We start from the raw sequence: 18,140 nt of genomic DNA, 5'->3' as shown, positions 1-18,140 counted from the left end.
ATTATGGAAGATAAATTTTCAGATGACCAAATAGGTCGCGCTAGAGTACAAGATTCGCCAGAATTAGTAGAATATTATAAAGAATTAGAAACACTTGGCGCTGGTGCTTTATGGACAGTTGCCAATGACATCGAACCTTGGGAACCCAGAAGTTCATCGGTTCCAATGCTTTGGAAATATGACGATTTACGTGAGTTAGTTCTAAAATCATCAGAATTAGTAACGCCAGAACAAGCGGGAAGACGTGTAGTATATTTGGTAAACGACAAACGTAAAGACGTTTCGGCAGCTGTAGGTTGGTTGTATACTGGAATTCAAGTCACTCGACCTGGCGAAAGCACTTCGGCACATAAACATAAAGCGTCGGCACTTCGATTCATTATGGAAGGTGAAGGCGGTTATACTGTGGTGGATGGAAATAAAATCATGTTGGAAGTCAACGATTTCGTTATTACTCCGAATTCAACTTGGCATGAACATGGTGTAGAAGAAGGTGGAAAAACCTGCATTTGGCAAGATGGCTTAGATATTCCATTAGTGAATGCTTTAGAAGCCAATGATTATGCCGTGTATGATGGGAAACAACCTTTGGTACAACCGCTAAATTATTCTCCAATTGTTTATGGTTGTGCCGGATTAATTCCAGCTGATAAAACTTGGGATAAACCGTATTCGCCTTTATTTAAATATTCATGGAAGAACGTTTATCCAGCACTTTTAGAAGCTCAAAAAGTAACAGAAGTCAATCCGTTTGATGGAATTTTCATGCAATACTCGAATCCATTAACTGGCGGTCACGTGATGCAAACGATGGGAGCAGCCATGCAATTATTACCAGCTGGTTTTAAAGGAAAAGCGCACAAACACACGGGTTCAATTGTTTATCAGTGTGCAAAAGGAAATGGTTTTTCAATTATTAACGGAAAACGTTTCGATTGGAAAGAAAGAGATATTTTCTGCGTACCATCTTGGGCTTGGCATGAACATCATAATGTATCGGAAACAGAAGATGCTTGCTTATTTCAATTCAACGATTTACCAGTAATTGAAAGTTTAGGCTTATTCCAATCAAGAGAATTAGAAGAAAATAACGGACATCAACAATTGCAATAACAATATCAACCTTAAAATAATCAATAATTAATATAAAAAACAATGCGAACTTTGCGTAAATCCTTGCGCTCTTTGCGGTTAAACACATAAACATGAAACTACTTACTTACAAAACACAAGACACCGAACCAAGATTAGGTTTCCTTCATAACAACCAGGTTATAGATATGGAAGATTTCGGGGAAATTTCTAACTTTCCACTGCCAAGCGATATGTTAGATTTAATCGATATGGGTTTTGAAATTATTGCTGAAATCACAGAATTAATTTCGGAAACTCCAGAAAATTTCTTTGAAGAAATTGCGTATGAATTAGACGAAGTGATTTTCTTAGCACCAATCGAAAAACCAAGAAAAAACATTATCGGTATTGGTTTAAATTATACCGAACATGTGGCGGAAAGCGCTAGAACTCTAGATACAACAGGAAAATTACCTGCTAAACCTATTATTTTTTCCAAACCACCAACTACAGTTACTGGTACAAATACAGAGATTATAAAAAACACAAAATTAACTTCTCAATTAGATTGGGAATGTGAATTGGCTGTAGTGATTAGTAAAAAAGGAAAGTATGTTTCTAAAGAAGACGCTTTAGATTATGTGTTTGGTTATACGGTAATTAACGATATTTCTGCTCGCGATTGTCGTAGAGAAGGACAATGGATTGTTTCGAAAGGTCAAGATACTTTTGCGCCAATGGGTCCGGTTTTAGTCACAAGAGATGAAATTGAAAATCCACATAACTTAAATTTATCGTTAAAAGTGAATGGTGTGGAAAAACAGAATTCCAATACAAAGTTTATGCTGTTTAATATTAACGATTTAGTTGAAGATTTAAGTACGGTTTTCACTTTAGAAGCTGGAGATATTATTGCAACCGGAACACCAGCTGGAGTAGGAGCAGGAAGAAATCCACAAGAATGGATGTACGATGGAGATGTTGTTGAAGCAACTGTGGAAGGAATCGGAACAATTGTAAATACGATTAAAGAAATATAATTAAAAGAAACACAGATTGAAGAAATTCAAATAATTTTTAAAATATCTCAGATTTCTCCAATCTGTGTTCCAAAAAAAATCAGTGGTTATTCGCGTTTGCTAAAGCAATCCGTTTTATCCGCGTTCCAAAAAAAATGTAAAAATGAAATACAGAATAGGACAAATAGTTCCATCATCTAACATAACGATGGAAACCGAAATACCAGCTATTTTTCGTTCACGCGAAACCATTTTACCCGAGCGTTTTACGTTTCATAGTAGTAGAATGCGCATGAAAAAAGTAACCAAAGAAGAATTGGAAGCCATGGACGCGATGAGTTTAAAATGTGCTCAAGAATTGTCTGATGCTCATGTTGATGTTATGGGTTATGCTTGTTTGGTAGCAATTATGAGTATGGGAAGAGGTTATCATTGCGTTTCGGAAGTGAATTTACATCAAGAAACAGTGGCAAATGATTTTCCTACACCAATTGTAACTTCTGCTGGTGCTTTAATTAATGGTTTAAAGGTTTTAGGAGCGAAACAAATTTCAATCATCACGCCTTATATGCGACCTTTGACAGACATGGTAGTCGACTATATTGAAAATCAAGGGATAAAAGTGAAACAAAGTATCGCTTTGGAAATTCCAGATAATTTAGAAGTTGCGGCTCAAAATCCAATGAATTTATTGGAGATTTATAAGCAATTAGATTTAACTGATGTTGATGTTTTGGTAGCTTCAGCTTGTGTACAAATGCCATCGTTAGAAGCTATTGATTTAATTCAAGCCGAATGTGGAATTCCTGTCACATCAGCCGCAGTTTGTACAACTTATGAAATGATGAAAAAAATCGGAATTGAAGCGAAATCGGCCATTGGCGGAGAACTTTTAAACGGAAAATACTAATTGTATGGAATGGAATGTAGTTGATGGAAAACTAGTGAATACTTTTAAGTTTCAATCGCAAACAGAATTAGTAAGCTTTCTTTTAAAAGTGGCTATTTTTGCTGATGAAATTAATCACCATCCAGATTGTAAAATCTTCAAGGCCTTTCAATTAGAAATTACATTATTTACCTACGACCAACAAAAAATCACTGAATTAGATGATCAATTAGCTAACAAAATTGATGAATTGTATAGATAATACCCTTTTACACTTGAGATTATTTTTTTACAATTTTATTCTTAATTTGGGATAAAAAAAATGCGAATTGTTGAATTCGCATTTTTTGTTTTATAAAAGATTGGTAAAAATTACTTCTGGTTTATCTCGTAATAATGTCGGAGCAATGGCGAAAAAGTCTTTTACATATTGTTGTGCGTTATGTATGTCAAACAATTCTTGATTTTCCCAAGTTTCATGTAAAACAAACACCGATTTGTCTTGTATTTCTTGATGAAGTTTATACTGCAAACATCCTGGTTCCGATGTCGCATTTTTGACAAGATTTTCCAGTGTACTTTTTACTTTTTCCGTTTCTTCTTCCTTAGATTTTAGGATTACTGTAATATGAATTGTAGCCATTTTATGAATTATATGAATTATTTTTAAAAACTATACTTAGCCCCACCGTAAATATTTCTACCTGCAGCATTTATTCCAGATGCAAAGTTTCTATACTGTGTGTCTAAAATGTTTTCTACTCCTGCAAATAAAGTGAAATTATAAATTTGTTTTGTTCCTACTTTAAAATTATAGGTTTCCCAAGCAGGCATTCCGTTAGCTGGCGCATAAACTAAATTATCTTCTCCGCTAGTAGAATAATCTTGTAAACGTTTTTTACCATTAAATAGCATGTAGGCTTCAAAAGTAGCCCATTTTGGTGTGTAGCTAAAGCCCAATCTGCCATAGTATGGTGGTATATGATCAAGAGGTCTTTTGTTTCCTTCAGTGGTAACTCTTCCTAGAGTGAAATTATAACTTCCATTAAATTGTAAATTCTTGGTAAGTTCCGTTTTAATAGTTCCGTTAAATCCCGTTACAAATGCTTTTCCTAAGTTTTGATTTGCGATAACATTTCTTACATCACCGCCGCCAAAATCGTATGTATTTGAGCCATTAAAGGTAAATTCATCAGTTACTATGGCATCGTAAAGTTGGGTATAAAAATAGGTTATATCAAATTGATGGGCATTTGTTTTAGATTTCAATACAAAACCTAAATCTCCTGTTACAGTTTGTTCCGGTTTTAAATCTTTGTTTGGAACGATTAATGTTCCAGCGCCTGATTCAAATATTTTTGCTAAATCATCAATATTAGGTACTCTGAATCCAGAACTTAAATTAGATTTTAATATGAAATTTTCTGAAGCATTATGCACTACTCCAATGTTACCACTGTAGGTTAAGTTTTGTTGTTTGATTTCAGAAAAAGGCAATGGAAATACAGAATTATCAGCAATATTACTGTTTAATATAGCATAACCTATACGTCCACCCATTGAAAAATTAGTGCTTTTATATCTTTTAGAACTGTAAGAAAGATACACATCATTTCTCATCATATTGTTATCGCCATTTGGATATCTACTGTCTAAAGGTGTGATTAATCCTGTGTTGATATTTTCTCTAAATGCAGAAGAATTTAAATCATCATAGTAATTTTCAATTCCGAAGTATAAATTTCCTTTATTTAACTTCGTTTCGAAGTTGGCTGCTAAAGAAAAAATTCCAACCTTTTCTATTCTATTGTTTCTGTTTGCTGAACCAAAATTCCTATTGATCCTACTTTCTTCAACATTTTGATAGCCAGCATCTAGTTTAAAATCAGTGTTCGTAAAAAGGTTTTCTTTTTCTAAACTGTACACTGCTAAAAGTCTTTTTTGAGGGCCGTAGTACCATTCTGCACTTCTTAAACCCGTGCTTGATTTATCTGTTAAACGATCATATCTATTGATATCCGAAGAGGTTGAATATTGAAAATTAATATTTTGTTTGATGTTGTTTTTACTCAAATAAGTAAATTTTTGCATGAAGTTGTATTGTTTGTATCCGCTCCCAACTTGTAGGTATTTGTTGTTGTTTGTGGTTAATACATCTACATTATCTGTAGTTTGAACGTAAGTAGTTCTTTCGCCAAAAAAATCACCATTATGATTTTTCTTTTTACCCATTCTTAAATCACCAAAATCGTTGTATGAAAATGCTGTCAATGAGGCAAAATTTGTAGCTCCATAATTGATGTCGAAATACCCCGATTTTTCCTCATTTGCAGAAGAATATCTCGTGTTTACATTCCCTGAAAATCCATTTCCGAATTTTGCGCTTTTAGTTATCATATTTACAGAACCTCCAAGTGCGTCACTTCCGTATAATGATGAGGTTGGGCCAAATTGAACGAGTGCAGTTTCTAGAAAATTTTCATCTACAGTAATCACGTTTTGCAAGTGACCAGCTCTAAAAATTAAATTGTTCATTCTTACGCCATCAACCAAAAGTAAAACCCGACTTGCTTCAAAGCCTCGTATAACTGGACTTCCGCCACCTTGTTGTGATTTTTGAACAAATAATGCGCCAGAATTTGCCAACATATCGGCCGTGGTTTGAAAATTTTGAAATTCTATCTTTTCTTTGGAAATAATTTCAATTTGTGATGGGGTTTGGTTTTTGTCAATTTTAAATTTCTTAGAATTGATTTTAATCTCTTCGATGTTTTGTGTCTTTATGGTATCTGTAACTTCTTGACTAAAAGATAATTGAGTTGTTAGTGTAAGTAACCCAAATAGGCATAAGTAGTTCTTCTTCATGTTAGTTAAGTTTAAAGAATTTATGCCACAAAAATAATGCCATTAAAAACAAATTATTTTTTGTTGGGCTCTATAATGACAGCAGTAGGATATTTTTTCTTTATACCAATTAATGCTTTTTCAGCTTCGATCTTACTTTTATAACTGCCTACCCAAACTTTGTATGAGGGATTGCTAAATGTTATCGTTCCGTCTGTTTGGGAAAAGTCTTTTTTAAAAGCTAGTAATGTTTTTTTTGATTCTTCTATTGTTCCGAAGTAAATTTGTATTTTAAATTTATCGTTAATTGTAATTGCAGAATTGCTTTTTCTTTTTTCGTTTAGTAATCTTTCTATTTTTTCGTCCTGTTCTATGTTGCTTTTTTTAGTTTGCGAAAAAATATTTTGAGTTGTAAATAAACCAACTATTGAAATTGAAACTACTGTTATTTTTTTTAAAGTCTTCATAATGAATGATATTTATTGCAAATTTATTATTTAGATTTAAATTATCAATCGCAATCTTATTTAGAATTAAAATAAATTACATTTTCTGATAAATTTAAGGTTTTGATAATTCTTGTAATGTTGTATTTTTGTCCAAGTTTTTAAAAAGTATGATTAAGCTAACGCTAAAACCATACCAAAAATAAGTTTGATAATTAATTTTTAATATGAAAAAGTTGGGTAACCCTAAATCGTTTTCAAAAACTATCTTTTCTTTAGCGTTTTCTGCAATATTTGCAGTTGGCGTTTCTGCGCAAGAGCCTGCTGCAGCGGCTGCGCCAGCTGCAGCAGCAGCGGCACCAGCATCTGGTTCGGGTGATCCGGTTAAAGGGAAAGAATTGTTTAACACTAATTGTGCCGCTTGTCACAAATTAGATGCAAAAATGACTGGTCCTGCATTGAGAGGTGTTGGCGATAAGTATGACAAAGAATGGTTGTACAAATGGATTAAAAACAGTTCTGATCTTATTAAATCTGGTGATGCGAGAGCGGTAAAGGTTTATGATGATTATGCTAAAGCGAACATGACTGCTTTTCCTCAATTGTCTAATGGTGATATTGATAATATCATTGCTTACACAATGGAAGTGGCTCCAGCGGCAGAAACCCCTAAAACTGCTGCACCTGCTGTTGGCGATGGTGGTTCAGAGGGCGGTTTTTCAAATAATTTTATTTTAGGAATTTTAGCTTTTATTTTAAGTGCTTTAATTTTTGTGCTTTATGCAGTAAATAAGTTAATGAAAAATCTTGCTAAAAAAGAAGGTGTTGAGGTGCCGGATTCAAAAGGTCCTGGTAGTGCTATTCTTTCTTTCGCTAGAGCTTACGTTAAGAATCAGTTTATGATGGTTGTTACAGCAATTTTATTCCTGTTAACTTCTGCATACTTTATGTATGGGTTTTTCATGCAAATTGGTGTAGATCAAGGATATGCTCCAATTCAACCGATTCATTACTCACACAAAATTCATGCTGGGGAAAATGGTATTGATTGTAAATATTGTCACTCTTCTGCTAGGGTTTCTAAACATTCAGGTATTCCTTCTTTGAATGTGTGTATGAACTGTCACAAAAACATTGCTGAATTCCAAGGTTCTAAAGATTCAACTTATGTGGAATACACAAAAGAATTCTACACTGCTGAAATTCAAAAATTATATGATGCAGTTGGTTGGGATAAAGCCACTCAAAAATATACTGGGAAAACCAAACCTGTTAAATGGGTTAGAATTCATAATTTACCAGACTTCGTTTATTTCAATCACGCACAGCACGTAACTGTAGGTGGTATCGAATGTCAGAAATGTCATGGTAAAGTAGAGTCCTTCGAAGTGATGAAACAAGATCAACCACTTACTATGGGCTGGTGTATTAACTGTCACAGAGAAACGAATGTGAAAGTTGAAGACAATGGTTATTACGCTAAAATCCACGACCAATTGGCTAAGAAATTGGGTGTTACTAAGTTGACAGCTGCTCAAATGGGTGGTTTAGAGTGTGGTAAATGTCACTATTAATAATAATATAAGAAGTTAATATCTATATACAATGGCATCAAACAAAAAATACTGGAAAAGTGTTGAAGAACTAAATGAAAATAGTTCTATTGTTGAGGCGTTACAAAGCAACGAATTTGTAGAGCAAATTCCTGTTGATGAGTTTTTAGGTGATAAAGAAAATCTTTCTAATTCATCTACTTCGCGTCGTGACTTTTTAAAGTACGTTGGTTTCAGTACAGCTGCAGCATCATTAGCAGCGTGTGAAGGTCCGGTGATTAAGTCAATTCCTTATGTGGTTCAACCAGAAGAAATTATCCCAGGTGTAGCTGATTTTTATGCTACAACAATTGCGGATGGTTATGATTTTGCGAATATTTTAATTAAGACTCGTGAAGGTCGCCCAATTAAAGTTGAAAATAACTCTATTGAGGGTTCAGTTACTGGAGCAAATGCAAGAGTACATGCCTCAGTCCTTTCTTTATACGATAATTTAAGATTAAAAAATCCTAAATTAAATAAAAAAGATACTTCTTGGAATGAAGTAAATGCAAAAGTTAAAGCTAGTTTAGTTGATGCTAAGGCAAAAGGCGCTCAAATTGTTGTGTTAACTAATACTATGGCAAGTCCTTCAACTGATAAATTGATTTCAGATTTAGCTGCAAAATATACGAATGTGAAACATGTAGTATATGATGCGATTTCTGATTCTAATGCTTTAGATGCATTTCAGGCGGTTTATGGTTTCAGAGCTTTAGCAAATTATAATTTTGCAAATGCTGACACCATCGTTTCAGTTGGTGCAGATTTTCTTGGAGATTGGCAAGGTGGTGGTTATGATGCAGGATATGCTAAAGGACGTGTGCCGAAAAATGGTAAAATGTCTAAGCACATTCAAATTGAAGCCAATATGTCGTTAGCAGGAGCTAATGCAGATAAAAGAATTCCATTAACTATTGCAAACCAAAAGTTAGCTTTAGTAAAATTATATAATGCTGTTACAGGCTCTTCTGTTTCTGTAGCTAGCGTTGGTCCTTTAGATAAAGAAGTTGAAAAAGCTGCACAACAATTAAGAGCAGCAGGATCAAAAGGAGTTGTTGTAACAGGTTTAGATGATTTTGATGCTCAATATTTAGTTTTAGGTATCAATTTAGCTTTAAAATCTGAAGCATTTAATCCTGCTGATGCTAAGCTTACAAGAAAAGGAGATGCTAAAGCTGTTGCTCAATTAGTAGCAGATATGAATGCTGGAAAAGTTCACACATTAATAATGAGTGGCGTGAATCCTGTTTATACTTTAGCAAACTCTAAAGAATTTGTTGCTGGTTTAGGAAAAGTTAAATTATCAGTATCATTCTCTACTAAAGAAGATGAGACTGCAGTTAAAACTACAATAGCTGCAGCTGCAAGTCATTACTTAGAGTCTTGGAATGATGTAACAATTACACGTTCTAATTACAGTATAGCTCAGCCTACAATTAGACCTTTATTTAATACAAAACAGTTTCAAGAAGCTGTTTTAGCTTGGACTGATAATGCTATTTCATATTATGATTTCTTAAAAGGATTTGCTACTGCAAATCTAAACGGTAAGTCTTGGAATCAAACGGTTCATGATGGTTTCGTAGCTCTTCCAGTTGGTGCTTTATCTGCACAGGGTGGTAATTTCGGAACTTCTGCTTCAAAATTAGCTGCTGCTAAATCTAATGGTTTAGATTTAGTATTGTATAGTAAAGTTGGAATGGGTGATGGACAACAAGCTAACAACCCATGGCTTCAGGAGTTTCCAGATCCTATTACAAGAGTTTCATGGGATAATTATGTAACAGTTTCCAAGGCAGATGCTGAAAAATATAATTTAAAAAACTTTAATGTAGCTAACGGAGGTTTAAACGGAAGTTATGTTTCAATTAAAGTAGGTGCTACTACATTAGAAAAAGTGCCAGTTATCATACAACCAGGCCAAGCAGTTGGTACTATTGGTTTAGCTTTTGGTTATGGTAGAAAAGAAGCTTTAAAAGAAGAAATGCAAACTGGTGTTAATGCTTACACATTGTATGCTAATGCTAATGCAAATCAAGTAGCTTCTATTACTTTAGGCGAAGGAGAGCATGAGTTTGCTTGTGTTCAATTACAAAGAACTTTAATGGGTAGAGGCGATATTGTAAAAGATACGACTTTGTCTGTTTTCAATAAAGCTAATGAAGCAGGTAATAAGGAAATATATAATCCAACACCAGTAGTTTCGTTAGACCACAAAGAAGTTGCTGCTACATCTGTAGATTTATGGACTTCGTTCGACAGAACTACAGGACATCATTTTAATTTATCTATCGATTTAAATTCTTGTACAGGTTGTGGTGCATGTGTTATTGCTTGTCACGCTGAAAATAATGTACCTGTAGTAGGTAAATCTGAAGTTAGAAGAAGTCGTGATATGCATTGGTTAAGAATTGACAGATATTATTCATCTGAAGATACATTTGCTGGTGATGTTGAAGAAAAAGAAAGCCTTAATGGTTTAGGATTAGGTAATTATCTTTTTGGTGATGGTGAAGGTGACGGAACTATCCCTGGAAACATTAGATTAGAAGATCCTTCTGCAAATCCTCAAGTTGTTTTCCAACCTGTAATGTGTCAACACTGTAACCATGCTCCTTGTGAGACGGTTTGTCCTGTTGCTGCTACTTCACACTCTCGCCAAGGTCAAAACCATATGGCATATAACAGATGTGTGGGAACTCGTTACTGTGCAAACAACTGTCCATACAAAGTACGTCGTTTTAACTGGTTCTTGTACAACAAGAATGATGAATTTGATTACCACATGAATGATGATTTAGGTCGTATGGTATTAAATCCTGATGTAAATGTACGTTCTCGTGGGGTTATGGAGAAATGTTCTATGTGTATCCAAATGACTCAAGCTACTATTTTAAAAGCTAAGAAAGAGGGTAAAGAAGTTGGTAAAGATGACTTCCAAACTGCTTGTTCTGCCGCTTGTACTTCAGGTTCAATGAAGTTTGGAGATGTAAATAATAAAGAATCCGATGTTGCTCAATTATTAGAAGACGACAGAATGTATCATTTATTAGAAAGCATTGGAACAAAACCTAACGTGATGTATCATGTTAAAGTTAGAAACGATAAATAAGTATTAATAAGAAACACATATAAAGGATTATGTCTCATTACGAAGCACCCATTAGAAAACCTTTGGTTATTGGTGATAAATCTTATCACGATATAACTGTAGATGTGGCTCGCCCTGTTGAAGGAAGAGCTAACAAACTATGGTGGACAGTATTTTCAATAGCATTAGCTGCATTCCTTTGGGGATTAGGCTGTATGGTATATACAATCACTACAGGTATTGGTACTTGGGGATTGAACAAAACAATTGGTTGGGCTTGGGATATCACCAATTTCGTTTGGTGGGTAGGTATTGGTCACGCCGGTACACTTATTTCAGCAGTATTATTATTGTTCCGTCAAAAATGGAGAATGGCTATTAACCGTTCTGCAGAAGCAATGACAATTTTCTCAGTAGTTCAAGCAGGTTTATTTCCTATTATCCACATGGGACGTCCATGGCTAGCATACTGGGTATTACCAATACCAAATCAATTCGGATCTTTATGGGTAAACTTTAACTCTCCGTTATTATGGGACGTTTTTGCAATTTCAACTTATCTATCTGTATCCTTAGTTTTCTGGTGGACAGGTTTATTACCAGATTTTGCAATGCTTAGAGATAGAGCAGTTACACCTTTTAACAAAAGAGTATATTCTATTTTATCTTTCGGATGGAGTGGTAGAGCTAAAGATTGGCAACGTTTCGAAGAAGTTTCTTTAGTATTAGCTGGTTTAGCTACTCCTTTAGTACTTTCTGTACATACAATTGTATCTTTTGACTTCGCTACTTCTGTAATTCCAGGTTGGCATACTACAATTTTACCTCCATATTTCGTTGCTGGTGCTGTATTCTCTGGATTTGCAATGGTAAATACATTATTAATTGTAATGCGTAAAGTTTCAAATTTAGAAGATTATATCACAATTCAGCACATTGAATTAATGAACATTATTATTATGATTACTGGTTCAATTGTTGGTTGTGCATATATTACTGAATTATTTGTAGCTTGGTATTCTGGAGTTGAGTATGAACAATACGCTTTCCTTAACAGAGCAACTGGACCTTACTGGTGGTCATATTGGTTAATGATGACTTGTAACGTTTTCTCTCCACAATTCATGTGGTACAAAAAATTAAGAACTAGTATTGCATTCTCATTCATCATTTCTATAGTTGTAAATATTGGTATGTGGTTTGAACGTTTTGTAATTATCGTTACCTCATTACATAGAGATTATTTACCATCATCTTGGACAATGTTCCAACCAACTTTTGTAGATGCAGGTATTTTTATAGGTACTATCGGTTTCTTCTTCGTTTTATTCTTATTATATTCTAGAAGTTTCCCAGTGATTGCTCAAGCAGAAGTTAAAACTATTTTAAAATCATCTGGTGATAATTTTAAAAGAGAAAGAGGAGATAGTAAACCACATCATGATAACCATGGTCATGATGGATATGAAGGACACGATCATCATTAATATTAAGAATTATGAGTAATAAAGTAGTACACGCTATATATAACGACGATGATATTTTGTTAGCAGCAGTTCACAAAACAAAAGCTGCGCATTATCACATTGAAGAGGTTTATACGCCATTTCCAGTTCACGGACTAGATAAAGCGATGGGTTTACCTGCAACAAGACTTGCAATATGTGCATTCTTATACGGAATCACAGGTTTGTTTATCTATTTTAATCTTTTAAGATATATTATGATACAAGATTGGCCTCAAGATATTGGTGGTAAACCTTCATTTGAGTTCATTCAGAATATGCCAGCCTTTGTTCCAGTTTTGTTTGAAGGTACTGTGTTTTTTGCAGCTCACTTAATGGTAATCACTTTTTATATGAGAAGTAAATTGTGGCCATTTAAAAAAGCTGAAAATCCTGATGTAAGAACTACTGATGACCATTTTTTAATGGAAGTTGGAATTCACGGAAACGAAGAAGAATTAGTTTCTTTTTTTAAAAATACTGGAGCAGTAGAAGTAAAAGTAATTGATAAGCATTAATTGGTATGAAAAGTATTTTAAATATATTGACATTAGTGGGAGCATCTTTCCTAATGACTTCTTGTTTTGATAAATCTGCACCTAATTATCAGCTTTTTCCAAACATGTACGAATCTGTAGGTTATGAAACTTATGGTGAATCTGATGCGTTTAATTCACCAACGGGTGAAAAAGGTAAAGTAAATCAGATTCCAGCATCCGGTACAATTAAACGTGGTTTTACACCATATGATTTGCCAAATACACCTGAGGCTTATGCTCTTTCTAAAACAAGAGGAACTATTTTAACTTCAGATCAAGTTGATTTAGAGCGCGGTAAAGAATTATTTAACATTTATTGTGCTATTTGTCATGGTGAAGCGGGTGATGGTAAAGGAAATTTAGTTAAAAGAGAAAAGTTTCTTGGGGTTCCAAGTTACAAAGATAGAGAAGTTACTTCAGGGAGTATTTTTCATATTGTAACATATGGTATAAATTCAATGGGTTCTCATGCGAATCAATTGTCACAAGAAGAAAGATGGCAAGTTGCAGAATATGTAATGAAGCTTAAATCAGAATTAAAATAGTATTACTTTTAGAAAAATTTAAATATGTACCAGTTTTCTAGTAGATTAAAAAGCTTTTCATTCGCCTTAATGGTATTAGGTATCTTAGGAATCGGTTACGGTTTCTGGTCAGCACCTAAAACTGATGAAGATGTTGAAGCAATTTTAAAAGAGCAAGAAGCTCATCATGGTGGAGCTCACCACGATTCTCATGCAACAGCCTCACATTCTGAAGCTTCTCATGATTCACATGCAAACAACGAAGCTCATGGCAAAGAAGATGCACATGCATCTCATGAAGCTACAGCAGATAATGTAAAAAGCGTTAAATATGAAGATGTAATTAAATTGCATGATTCAATTAAAAATGATACTACACATTCTTCTACAGTTCACGCTTCTCATATTGTTGCTGATTCTGCAGTAGTTGCTGAAGAAAAAGTTTCAGAAGTAAAAAGTGAAGTTTATGTAAGTAAATTTCATAAAGAAAAAGTTGATCATGCAGCAGAACACAAAGAACACATAGAACATGTAAAACATCAATTACAAAACAAGCCTTGGTCTGCATTGTATGTTGCTTGTATTTTCTTTATGTTAATTGCAGTTGGAGCGTTAGCTTTCTATGCAATTCAATGGGTAGCTCAGTCAGGTTGGTCTCCAATTTTATTTAGAGTGATGGAAGGAGTTACAGCTTATGTTTTGCCTGGTTCAATTATTTTCTTCATTTTATTAGTTTTATCTGGTTTCCATTTCAATCACTTATTCACATGGATGGCTGATGGTATTGCTGATCCAAAAAGTGAAAATTATGATCATATAATCGCTGGTAAGACTGGATTTTTAAATGTTCCTTTTTTCTTATTTAGAGCTGCAATTTTCTTATTTGGTTGGAATTTATACAGATATGTTTCAAGAAAAAATTCCATAAAATTAGACCAAACTAAAGATTTGTCTTTCTTCAAGAAGAACTATAATGCTGCAGCGATGTTTTTAGTTTTCTTCATCGTTTCTGAATCAGTTATGTCTTGGGATTGGATTATGTCTGTTGATCCTCACTGGTATAGTACTTTATTTGGATGGTATGTATTTGCTAGTTTCTTTGTAAGTGGTATTACGCTTATTACTTTGACTACAATTTATTTAAAAAATAAAGGATTATTACCAGAAGTTAATAAATCTCATTTACACGATTTAGCTAAATTCATGTTTGGTATTAGCGTTTTCTGGACTTATTTATGGTTTTCACAATTTATGTTAATGTGGTATTCTAACATTCCAGAGGAAGTTACTTATTTCGTAACAAGAATTGAGAATTACAACTTACCTTTCTTTGGTATGGTAGTTATGAATTTTGTATTCCCTTTATTAATATTAATGAATGCCGATTTCAAACGTCTTCAATGGGTTATTGTTATGGCGGGTATCGTAATATTAGCAGGTCACTATGTTGATTTCTTTAACATGATAATGCCTGCAACTGTTGGTGATCAATGGTTTATTGGTGTCTCTGAAATTAGTTCAGTACTTTTCTTCGCTGGATTGTTTATTTTTGTAGTTTTCACTGCACTTACAAAAGCGCCTTTATCGTCTGACGGTAATCCTTATATAGAAGAAAGCAAACATTTTCATTATTAATAATTAATTAACGAAATAAACAAATGAACGGTTTATTGATACTTTTAATCATAGTTTTATTAGGTATTGCAGCTTGGCAATTATCTAAGATATATAGTCTAACTCAAATAGGTACCAAAAGAGATGACTCTGGTATTGCTAATGACAGAGACAACAATATAAATGGATATTTAATGTTTGCCTTTGTAGCATTTATATACATTGTAACAATTATTTCCTTTGTAAAATGTGGTAGTTTTGTGTTAGATACACCTGCTTCAGAGCATGGTAAGGATTATGATAACTTAATGAATATTTCATTTGTTATTATTTTCATTGTACAAACATTTACTCAGTTTTTATTACACTATTTTGCTTTTAAATATAGAGGTAAAGAAGGTCAAAAAGCTTTATATTTTGCAGATAACAATAAGTTAGAAGCAATCTGGACAATCATTCCAGTTATCGTTTTGGCAGTACTAATTCTTTATGGCTTATACACTTGGAATCAAATTATGTATGTTGATGAAGATGAAGAAGTAATCAATATTGAACTATATGCTAAACAATTTGGTTGGGAAGCTCGTTATTCAGGTGAAGATAATACCCTTGGAAAAGCTAATGTACGATATATTAAAGATGTAAATACTTTAGGTGTTGATATGGCTGATGCTGCTTCACAAGATGATAAAGTTGTTGCTGAAATTCACTTACCAGTTGGTAAGAAAATTCATTTCAGAATGCGTTCACAAGACGTTTTACACTCTGCTTACATGCCTCACTTTAGAGCACAAATGAACTGTGTTCCAGGTATGGTAACTGAGTTTGCTTTCGTTCCTACTATTACAACTGCCGACATGCGTGCTACAGACATGATGATGAAGAAAGTTGATGGTATAAATAAAATTAGAGCTAAAAAATCTCAAAAATTAATTGCTGAAGGAAAACCAGCTTTAGAGCCATACACTTTTGATTACTTATTATTATGTAACAAAATTTGTGGTGCATCTCATTACAATATGCAATTAAAGATTATAGTAGAATCTGAAGCAGATTACAAAAAATGGTTAGCCTCTCAAAAAACATTATCAGCAGTTATCAAAGAGGCCAATGCTCCTAAAGTAGATCCAGCAACGACTCCAGATGCTACAAATGTTGTTGTTGATTCTACAAAAACTTTAGCACAGGTAACAGCAAAAAAATAAATTAAGATTCAAAAATAATATACTTATTATGTCACACGATCACGGTCATCATAAAGAAACTTTCATTACTAAATATATTTTTAGTATTGACCATAAAATGATTGCTAAGCAGTACCTAATTTCAGGTTTATTAATGGGAATTATAGGGGTAGCTTTATCCTTATTTTTCAGAATGCAAATTGCTTGGCCTGAAGAATCTTTTGAAGTTTTTAAAATTTTCTTAGGTGAAAAAATGGCTCCAGGTGGAGTTATGAGAAATGATATTTACTTAGCTTTAGTAACTATTCACGGAACTATCATGGTATTCTTTGTATTAACTGCAGGTTTGTCAGGTACGTTTAGTAACTTACTAATTCCGTTACAAATTGGTGCACGAGATATGGCGTCCGGATTCATGAACATGTTATCATTTTGGTTGTTCTTTGTTTCTTGTGTAGTAATGATTGCTTCATTATTCGTAGAATCTGGTCCAGCATCAGCGGGTTGGACGATTTATCCTCCGCTTTCTGCATTAGAAGAAGCTATTCCAGGTTCAGGTATGGGAATGACTTTATGGTTAGTATCAATGGCTATTTTCATTGCCTCTTCATTAATGGGTTCTCTAAATTATATCGTAACTGTTATCAATCTTAGAACAAATGGTATGACGATGACAAGATTACCTTTAACTGTTTGGGCTTTCTTTATTACTGCTATTATTGGAGTTATTTCATTCCCAGTATTATTTTCTGCTGCATTATTGCTAATCTTCGATAGAAGTTTTGGTACTTCTTTCTACTTATCTGATATTTTTATCAAAGGAGAAGTGTTACATTACCAAGGTGGTTCTCCAGTTTTATTCGAGCATTTATTCTGGTTCTTAGGTCACCCTGAAGTATATATTGTATTATTACCAGCCTTAGGAATTACTTCTGAAGTGATTGCAACTAACTCGAGAAAACCAATTTTTGGTTACAGAGCCATGATTGCATCTATTATTGCGATTGCGTTCTTATCTACAATCGTATGGGGTCACCACATGTTTATCTCAGGTATGAATCCATTTTTAGGTTCTGTATTTACATTTACAACATTATTAATTGCAATTCCTTCTGCTGTAAAAGCGTTTAACTACATTACTACACTTTGGAAAGGAAACTTACAGTTAAACCCAGGTATGTTATTCTCAATTGGTTTAGTTTCTACTTTCATCACAGGAGGTTTAACTGGTATCATTTTAGGTGATAGTACTTTGGATATTAATGTGCATGATACGTATTTCGTAGTAGCACACTTCCATTTAGTAATGGGTATTTCAGCCTTATATGGTTTCTTTGCTGGTGTGTATCACTGGTTCCCAAGAATGTTCGGAAGAATGATGAACAAGACACAAGGTTACATTCACTTTTGGGTAACAGCTGTTTGTGCTTACGGGGTTTTCTTCCCAATGCACTTTATTGGAATGGCAGGTTTACCAAGAAGATATTATACCAACTCTAACTTTCCATTATTTGATGAGTTAGCAGATACTAACGTTTTAATTACTATGTTTGCTTTAGTAGGAGCAGCTTTCCAATTAGTTTTCTTCTGGAATTTCTTCTACAGTATTTTCAAAGGTAAGAAAGCTCCAATGAATCCATGGCGTTCTACTACTTTAGAGTGGACAGCTCCAGTAGAACATATTCACGGTAACTGGCCTGGTGAATTACCTACAGTACACCGTTGGCCATATGACTACAGCAAACCAGGTCATGATGAAGATTTTGTACCACAAACTACACCAATGAAAGAAGGTGAAGTGGAGTTACATCACTAA

The 18,140-nt window shown here is 33.8% G+C and carries 15 protein-coding genes; 12 read left to right on the top strand and 3 right to left on the bottom strand.

Translation table 11 applies throughout. From position 1 onward, the window contains the following. The first annotated feature begins 3 nt into the window (after positions 1-3). From G4D72_RS09160 to G4D72_RS09145, 4 genes are all read left to right on the top strand, one after another. Complete coding sequence (locus G4D72_RS09160; protein WP_166077380.1) at positions 4-1,113, top strand: cupin domain-containing protein; 1,110 nt, start codon at positions 4-6, stop codon at positions 1,111-1,113. Positions 1,114-1,205: 92 nt separating this feature from the next. After that, positions 1,206-2,114: a fumarylacetoacetate hydrolase family protein gene (locus G4D72_RS09155; RefSeq protein WP_166077379.1), complete on the top strand. Its 909-nt coding sequence runs from the start codon at positions 1,206-1,208 to the stop codon at positions 2,112-2,114. A gap of 142 nt (positions 2,115-2,256) precedes the next feature. Further along, on the top strand, positions 2,257-3,003 hold the full coding sequence (locus G4D72_RS09150; protein WP_317165239.1) for a maleate cis-trans isomerase family protein: 747 nt from the start codon (positions 2,257-2,259) through the stop codon (positions 3,001-3,003). A 4-nt stretch (positions 3,004-3,007) separates the two neighbouring features. After that, the gene (locus tag G4D72_RS09145; protein ID WP_166077378.1) at positions 3,008-3,244 is read left to right on the top strand and encodes a 4a-hydroxytetrahydrobiopterin dehydratase; all 237 of its coding nucleotides are present in this window, start codon (positions 3,008-3,010) and stop codon (positions 3,242-3,244) included. A 90-nt stretch (positions 3,245-3,334) separates the two neighbouring features. On the opposite strand, the gene G4D72_RS09140 is transcribed toward G4D72_RS09145, so the two are convergent. The 3 genes from G4D72_RS09140 to G4D72_RS09130 are packed head-to-tail and all read right to left on the bottom strand — an operon-like array spanning position 3,335 to position 6,293. Further along, on the bottom strand, positions 3,335-3,625 hold the full coding sequence (locus G4D72_RS09140; protein WP_166077377.1) for a putative quinol monooxygenase: 291 nt from the start codon (positions 3,623-3,625) through the stop codon (positions 3,335-3,337). A gap of 23 nt (positions 3,626-3,648) precedes the next feature. Continuing rightward, on the bottom strand, positions 3,649-5,847 hold the full coding sequence (locus G4D72_RS09135) for a TonB-dependent receptor plug domain-containing protein (protein ID WP_166077376.1): 2,199 nt from the start codon (positions 5,845-5,847) through the stop codon (positions 3,649-3,651). Positions 5,848-5,900: 53 nt separating this feature from the next. Next, on the bottom strand, positions 5,901-6,293 hold the full coding sequence (locus G4D72_RS09130; protein ID WP_207784896.1) for an SPOR domain-containing protein: 393 nt from the start codon (positions 6,291-6,293) through the stop codon (positions 5,901-5,903). 206 nt (positions 6,294-6,499) lie between these two features. On the opposite strand from G4D72_RS09130, the gene G4D72_RS09125 reads away from it, so the two are divergent. From G4D72_RS09125 to G4D72_RS09090, 8 genes are read left to right on the top strand one after another with little or no spacing between them, the layout of a single operon-like run. After that, positions 6,500-7,846 (top strand): c-type cytochrome, encoded by a 1,347-nt coding sequence (locus tag G4D72_RS09125; protein ID WP_166077375.1) that lies wholly within the window; start codon positions 6,500-6,502, stop codon positions 7,844-7,846. Positions 7,847-7,877: 31 nt separating this feature from the next. Continuing rightward, positions 7,878-10,979, top strand: a complete 3,102-nt coding sequence (locus tag G4D72_RS09120; RefSeq protein WP_166077373.1) for a TAT-variant-translocated molybdopterin oxidoreductase — start codon at positions 7,878-7,880, stop codon at positions 10,977-10,979. Between the two features lie 26 nt (positions 10,980-11,005). Further along, a complete protein-coding gene (gene nrfD, locus G4D72_RS09115) occupies positions 11,006-12,445 on the top strand; it encodes an NrfD/PsrC family molybdoenzyme membrane anchor subunit (protein WP_166077544.1) in 1,440 nt (479 codons plus the stop codon). A gap of 11 nt (positions 12,446-12,456) precedes the next feature. Then, positions 12,457-12,981: a DUF3341 domain-containing protein gene (locus tag G4D72_RS09110; protein ID WP_166077372.1), complete on the top strand. Its 525-nt coding sequence runs from the start codon at positions 12,457-12,459 to the stop codon at positions 12,979-12,981. A gap of 5 nt (positions 12,982-12,986) precedes the next feature. Further along, positions 12,987-13,547, top strand: a complete 561-nt coding sequence (locus tag G4D72_RS09105) for a c-type cytochrome (protein ID WP_166077371.1) — start codon at positions 12,987-12,989, stop codon at positions 13,545-13,547. A gap of 24 nt (positions 13,548-13,571) precedes the next feature. Next, on the top strand, positions 13,572-15,161 hold the full coding sequence (locus G4D72_RS09100) for a quinol:cytochrome C oxidoreductase (RefSeq protein WP_166077369.1): 1,590 nt from the start codon (positions 13,572-13,574) through the stop codon (positions 15,159-15,161). 23 nt (positions 15,162-15,184) lie between these two features. Next, positions 15,185-16,345, top strand: coding sequence for a cytochrome c oxidase subunit II (locus G4D72_RS09095; RefSeq protein ID WP_166077368.1), 1,161 nt, complete (start codon positions 15,185-15,187; stop codon positions 16,343-16,345). A 28-nt stretch (positions 16,346-16,373) separates the two neighbouring features. Next, the gene (locus G4D72_RS09090) at positions 16,374-18,140 is read left to right on the top strand and encodes a cytochrome c oxidase subunit I (RefSeq protein WP_166077367.1); all 1,767 of its coding nucleotides are present in this window, start codon (positions 16,374-16,376) and stop codon (positions 18,138-18,140) included.

The organism is Flavobacterium difficile (assembly GCF_011392115.1).
GTDB lineage: Bacteria > Bacteroidota > Bacteroidia > Flavobacteriales > Flavobacteriaceae > Flavobacterium > Flavobacterium difficile.
This window is presented reverse-complemented; position numbering and strand designations above follow the sequence as displayed.

Bases quoted from the DNA above. Each gene is read 5' to 3' on its own strand.
- G4D72_RS09160 (WP_166077380.1), top strand. From the start codon at position 4: ATGGAAGATAAATTTTCAGATGACCAAATAGGTCGCGCTAGAGTACAA.
- G4D72_RS09150 (WP_317165239.1), top strand. From the start codon at position 2,257: ATGAAATACAGAATAGGACAAATAGTTCCATCATCTAACATAACGATG.
- G4D72_RS09120 (WP_166077373.1), top strand. From the start codon at position 7,878: ATGGCATCAAACAAAAAATACTGGAAAAGTGTTGAAGAACTAAATGAA.
- G4D72_RS09135 (WP_166077376.1), bottom strand. From the start codon at position 5,847: ATGAAGAAGAACTACTTATGCCTATTTGGGTTACTTACACTAACAACT.
- G4D72_RS09105 (WP_166077371.1), top strand. From the start codon at position 12,987: ATGAAAAGTATTTTAAATATATTGACATTAGTGGGAGCATCTTTCCTA.
- G4D72_RS09140 (WP_166077377.1), bottom strand. From the start codon at position 3,625: ATGGCTACAATTCATATTACAGTAATCCTAAAATCTAAGGAAGAAGAA.
- G4D72_RS09090 (WP_166077367.1), top strand. From the start codon at position 16,374: ATGTCACACGATCACGGTCATCATAAAGAAACTTTCATTACTAAATAT.
- G4D72_RS09110 (WP_166077372.1), top strand. From the start codon at position 12,457: ATGAGTAATAAAGTAGTACACGCTATATATAACGACGATGATATTTTG.
- G4D72_RS09100 (WP_166077369.1), top strand. From the start codon at position 13,572: ATGTACCAGTTTTCTAGTAGATTAAAAAGCTTTTCATTCGCCTTAATG.
- G4D72_RS09095 (WP_166077368.1), top strand. From the start codon at position 15,185: ATGAACGGTTTATTGATACTTTTAATCATAGTTTTATTAGGTATTGCA.
- G4D72_RS09145 (WP_166077378.1), top strand. From the start codon at position 3,008: ATGGAATGGAATGTAGTTGATGGAAAACTAGTGAATACTTTTAAGTTT.
- G4D72_RS09125 (WP_166077375.1), top strand. From the start codon at position 6,500: ATGAAAAAGTTGGGTAACCCTAAATCGTTTTCAAAAACTATCTTTTCT.
- G4D72_RS09155 (WP_166077379.1), top strand. From the start codon at position 1,206: ATGAAACTACTTACTTACAAAACACAAGACACCGAACCAAGATTAGGT.
- G4D72_RS09130 (WP_207784896.1), bottom strand. From the start codon at position 6,293: ATGAAGACTTTAAAAAAAATAACAGTAGTTTCAATTTCAATAGTTGGT.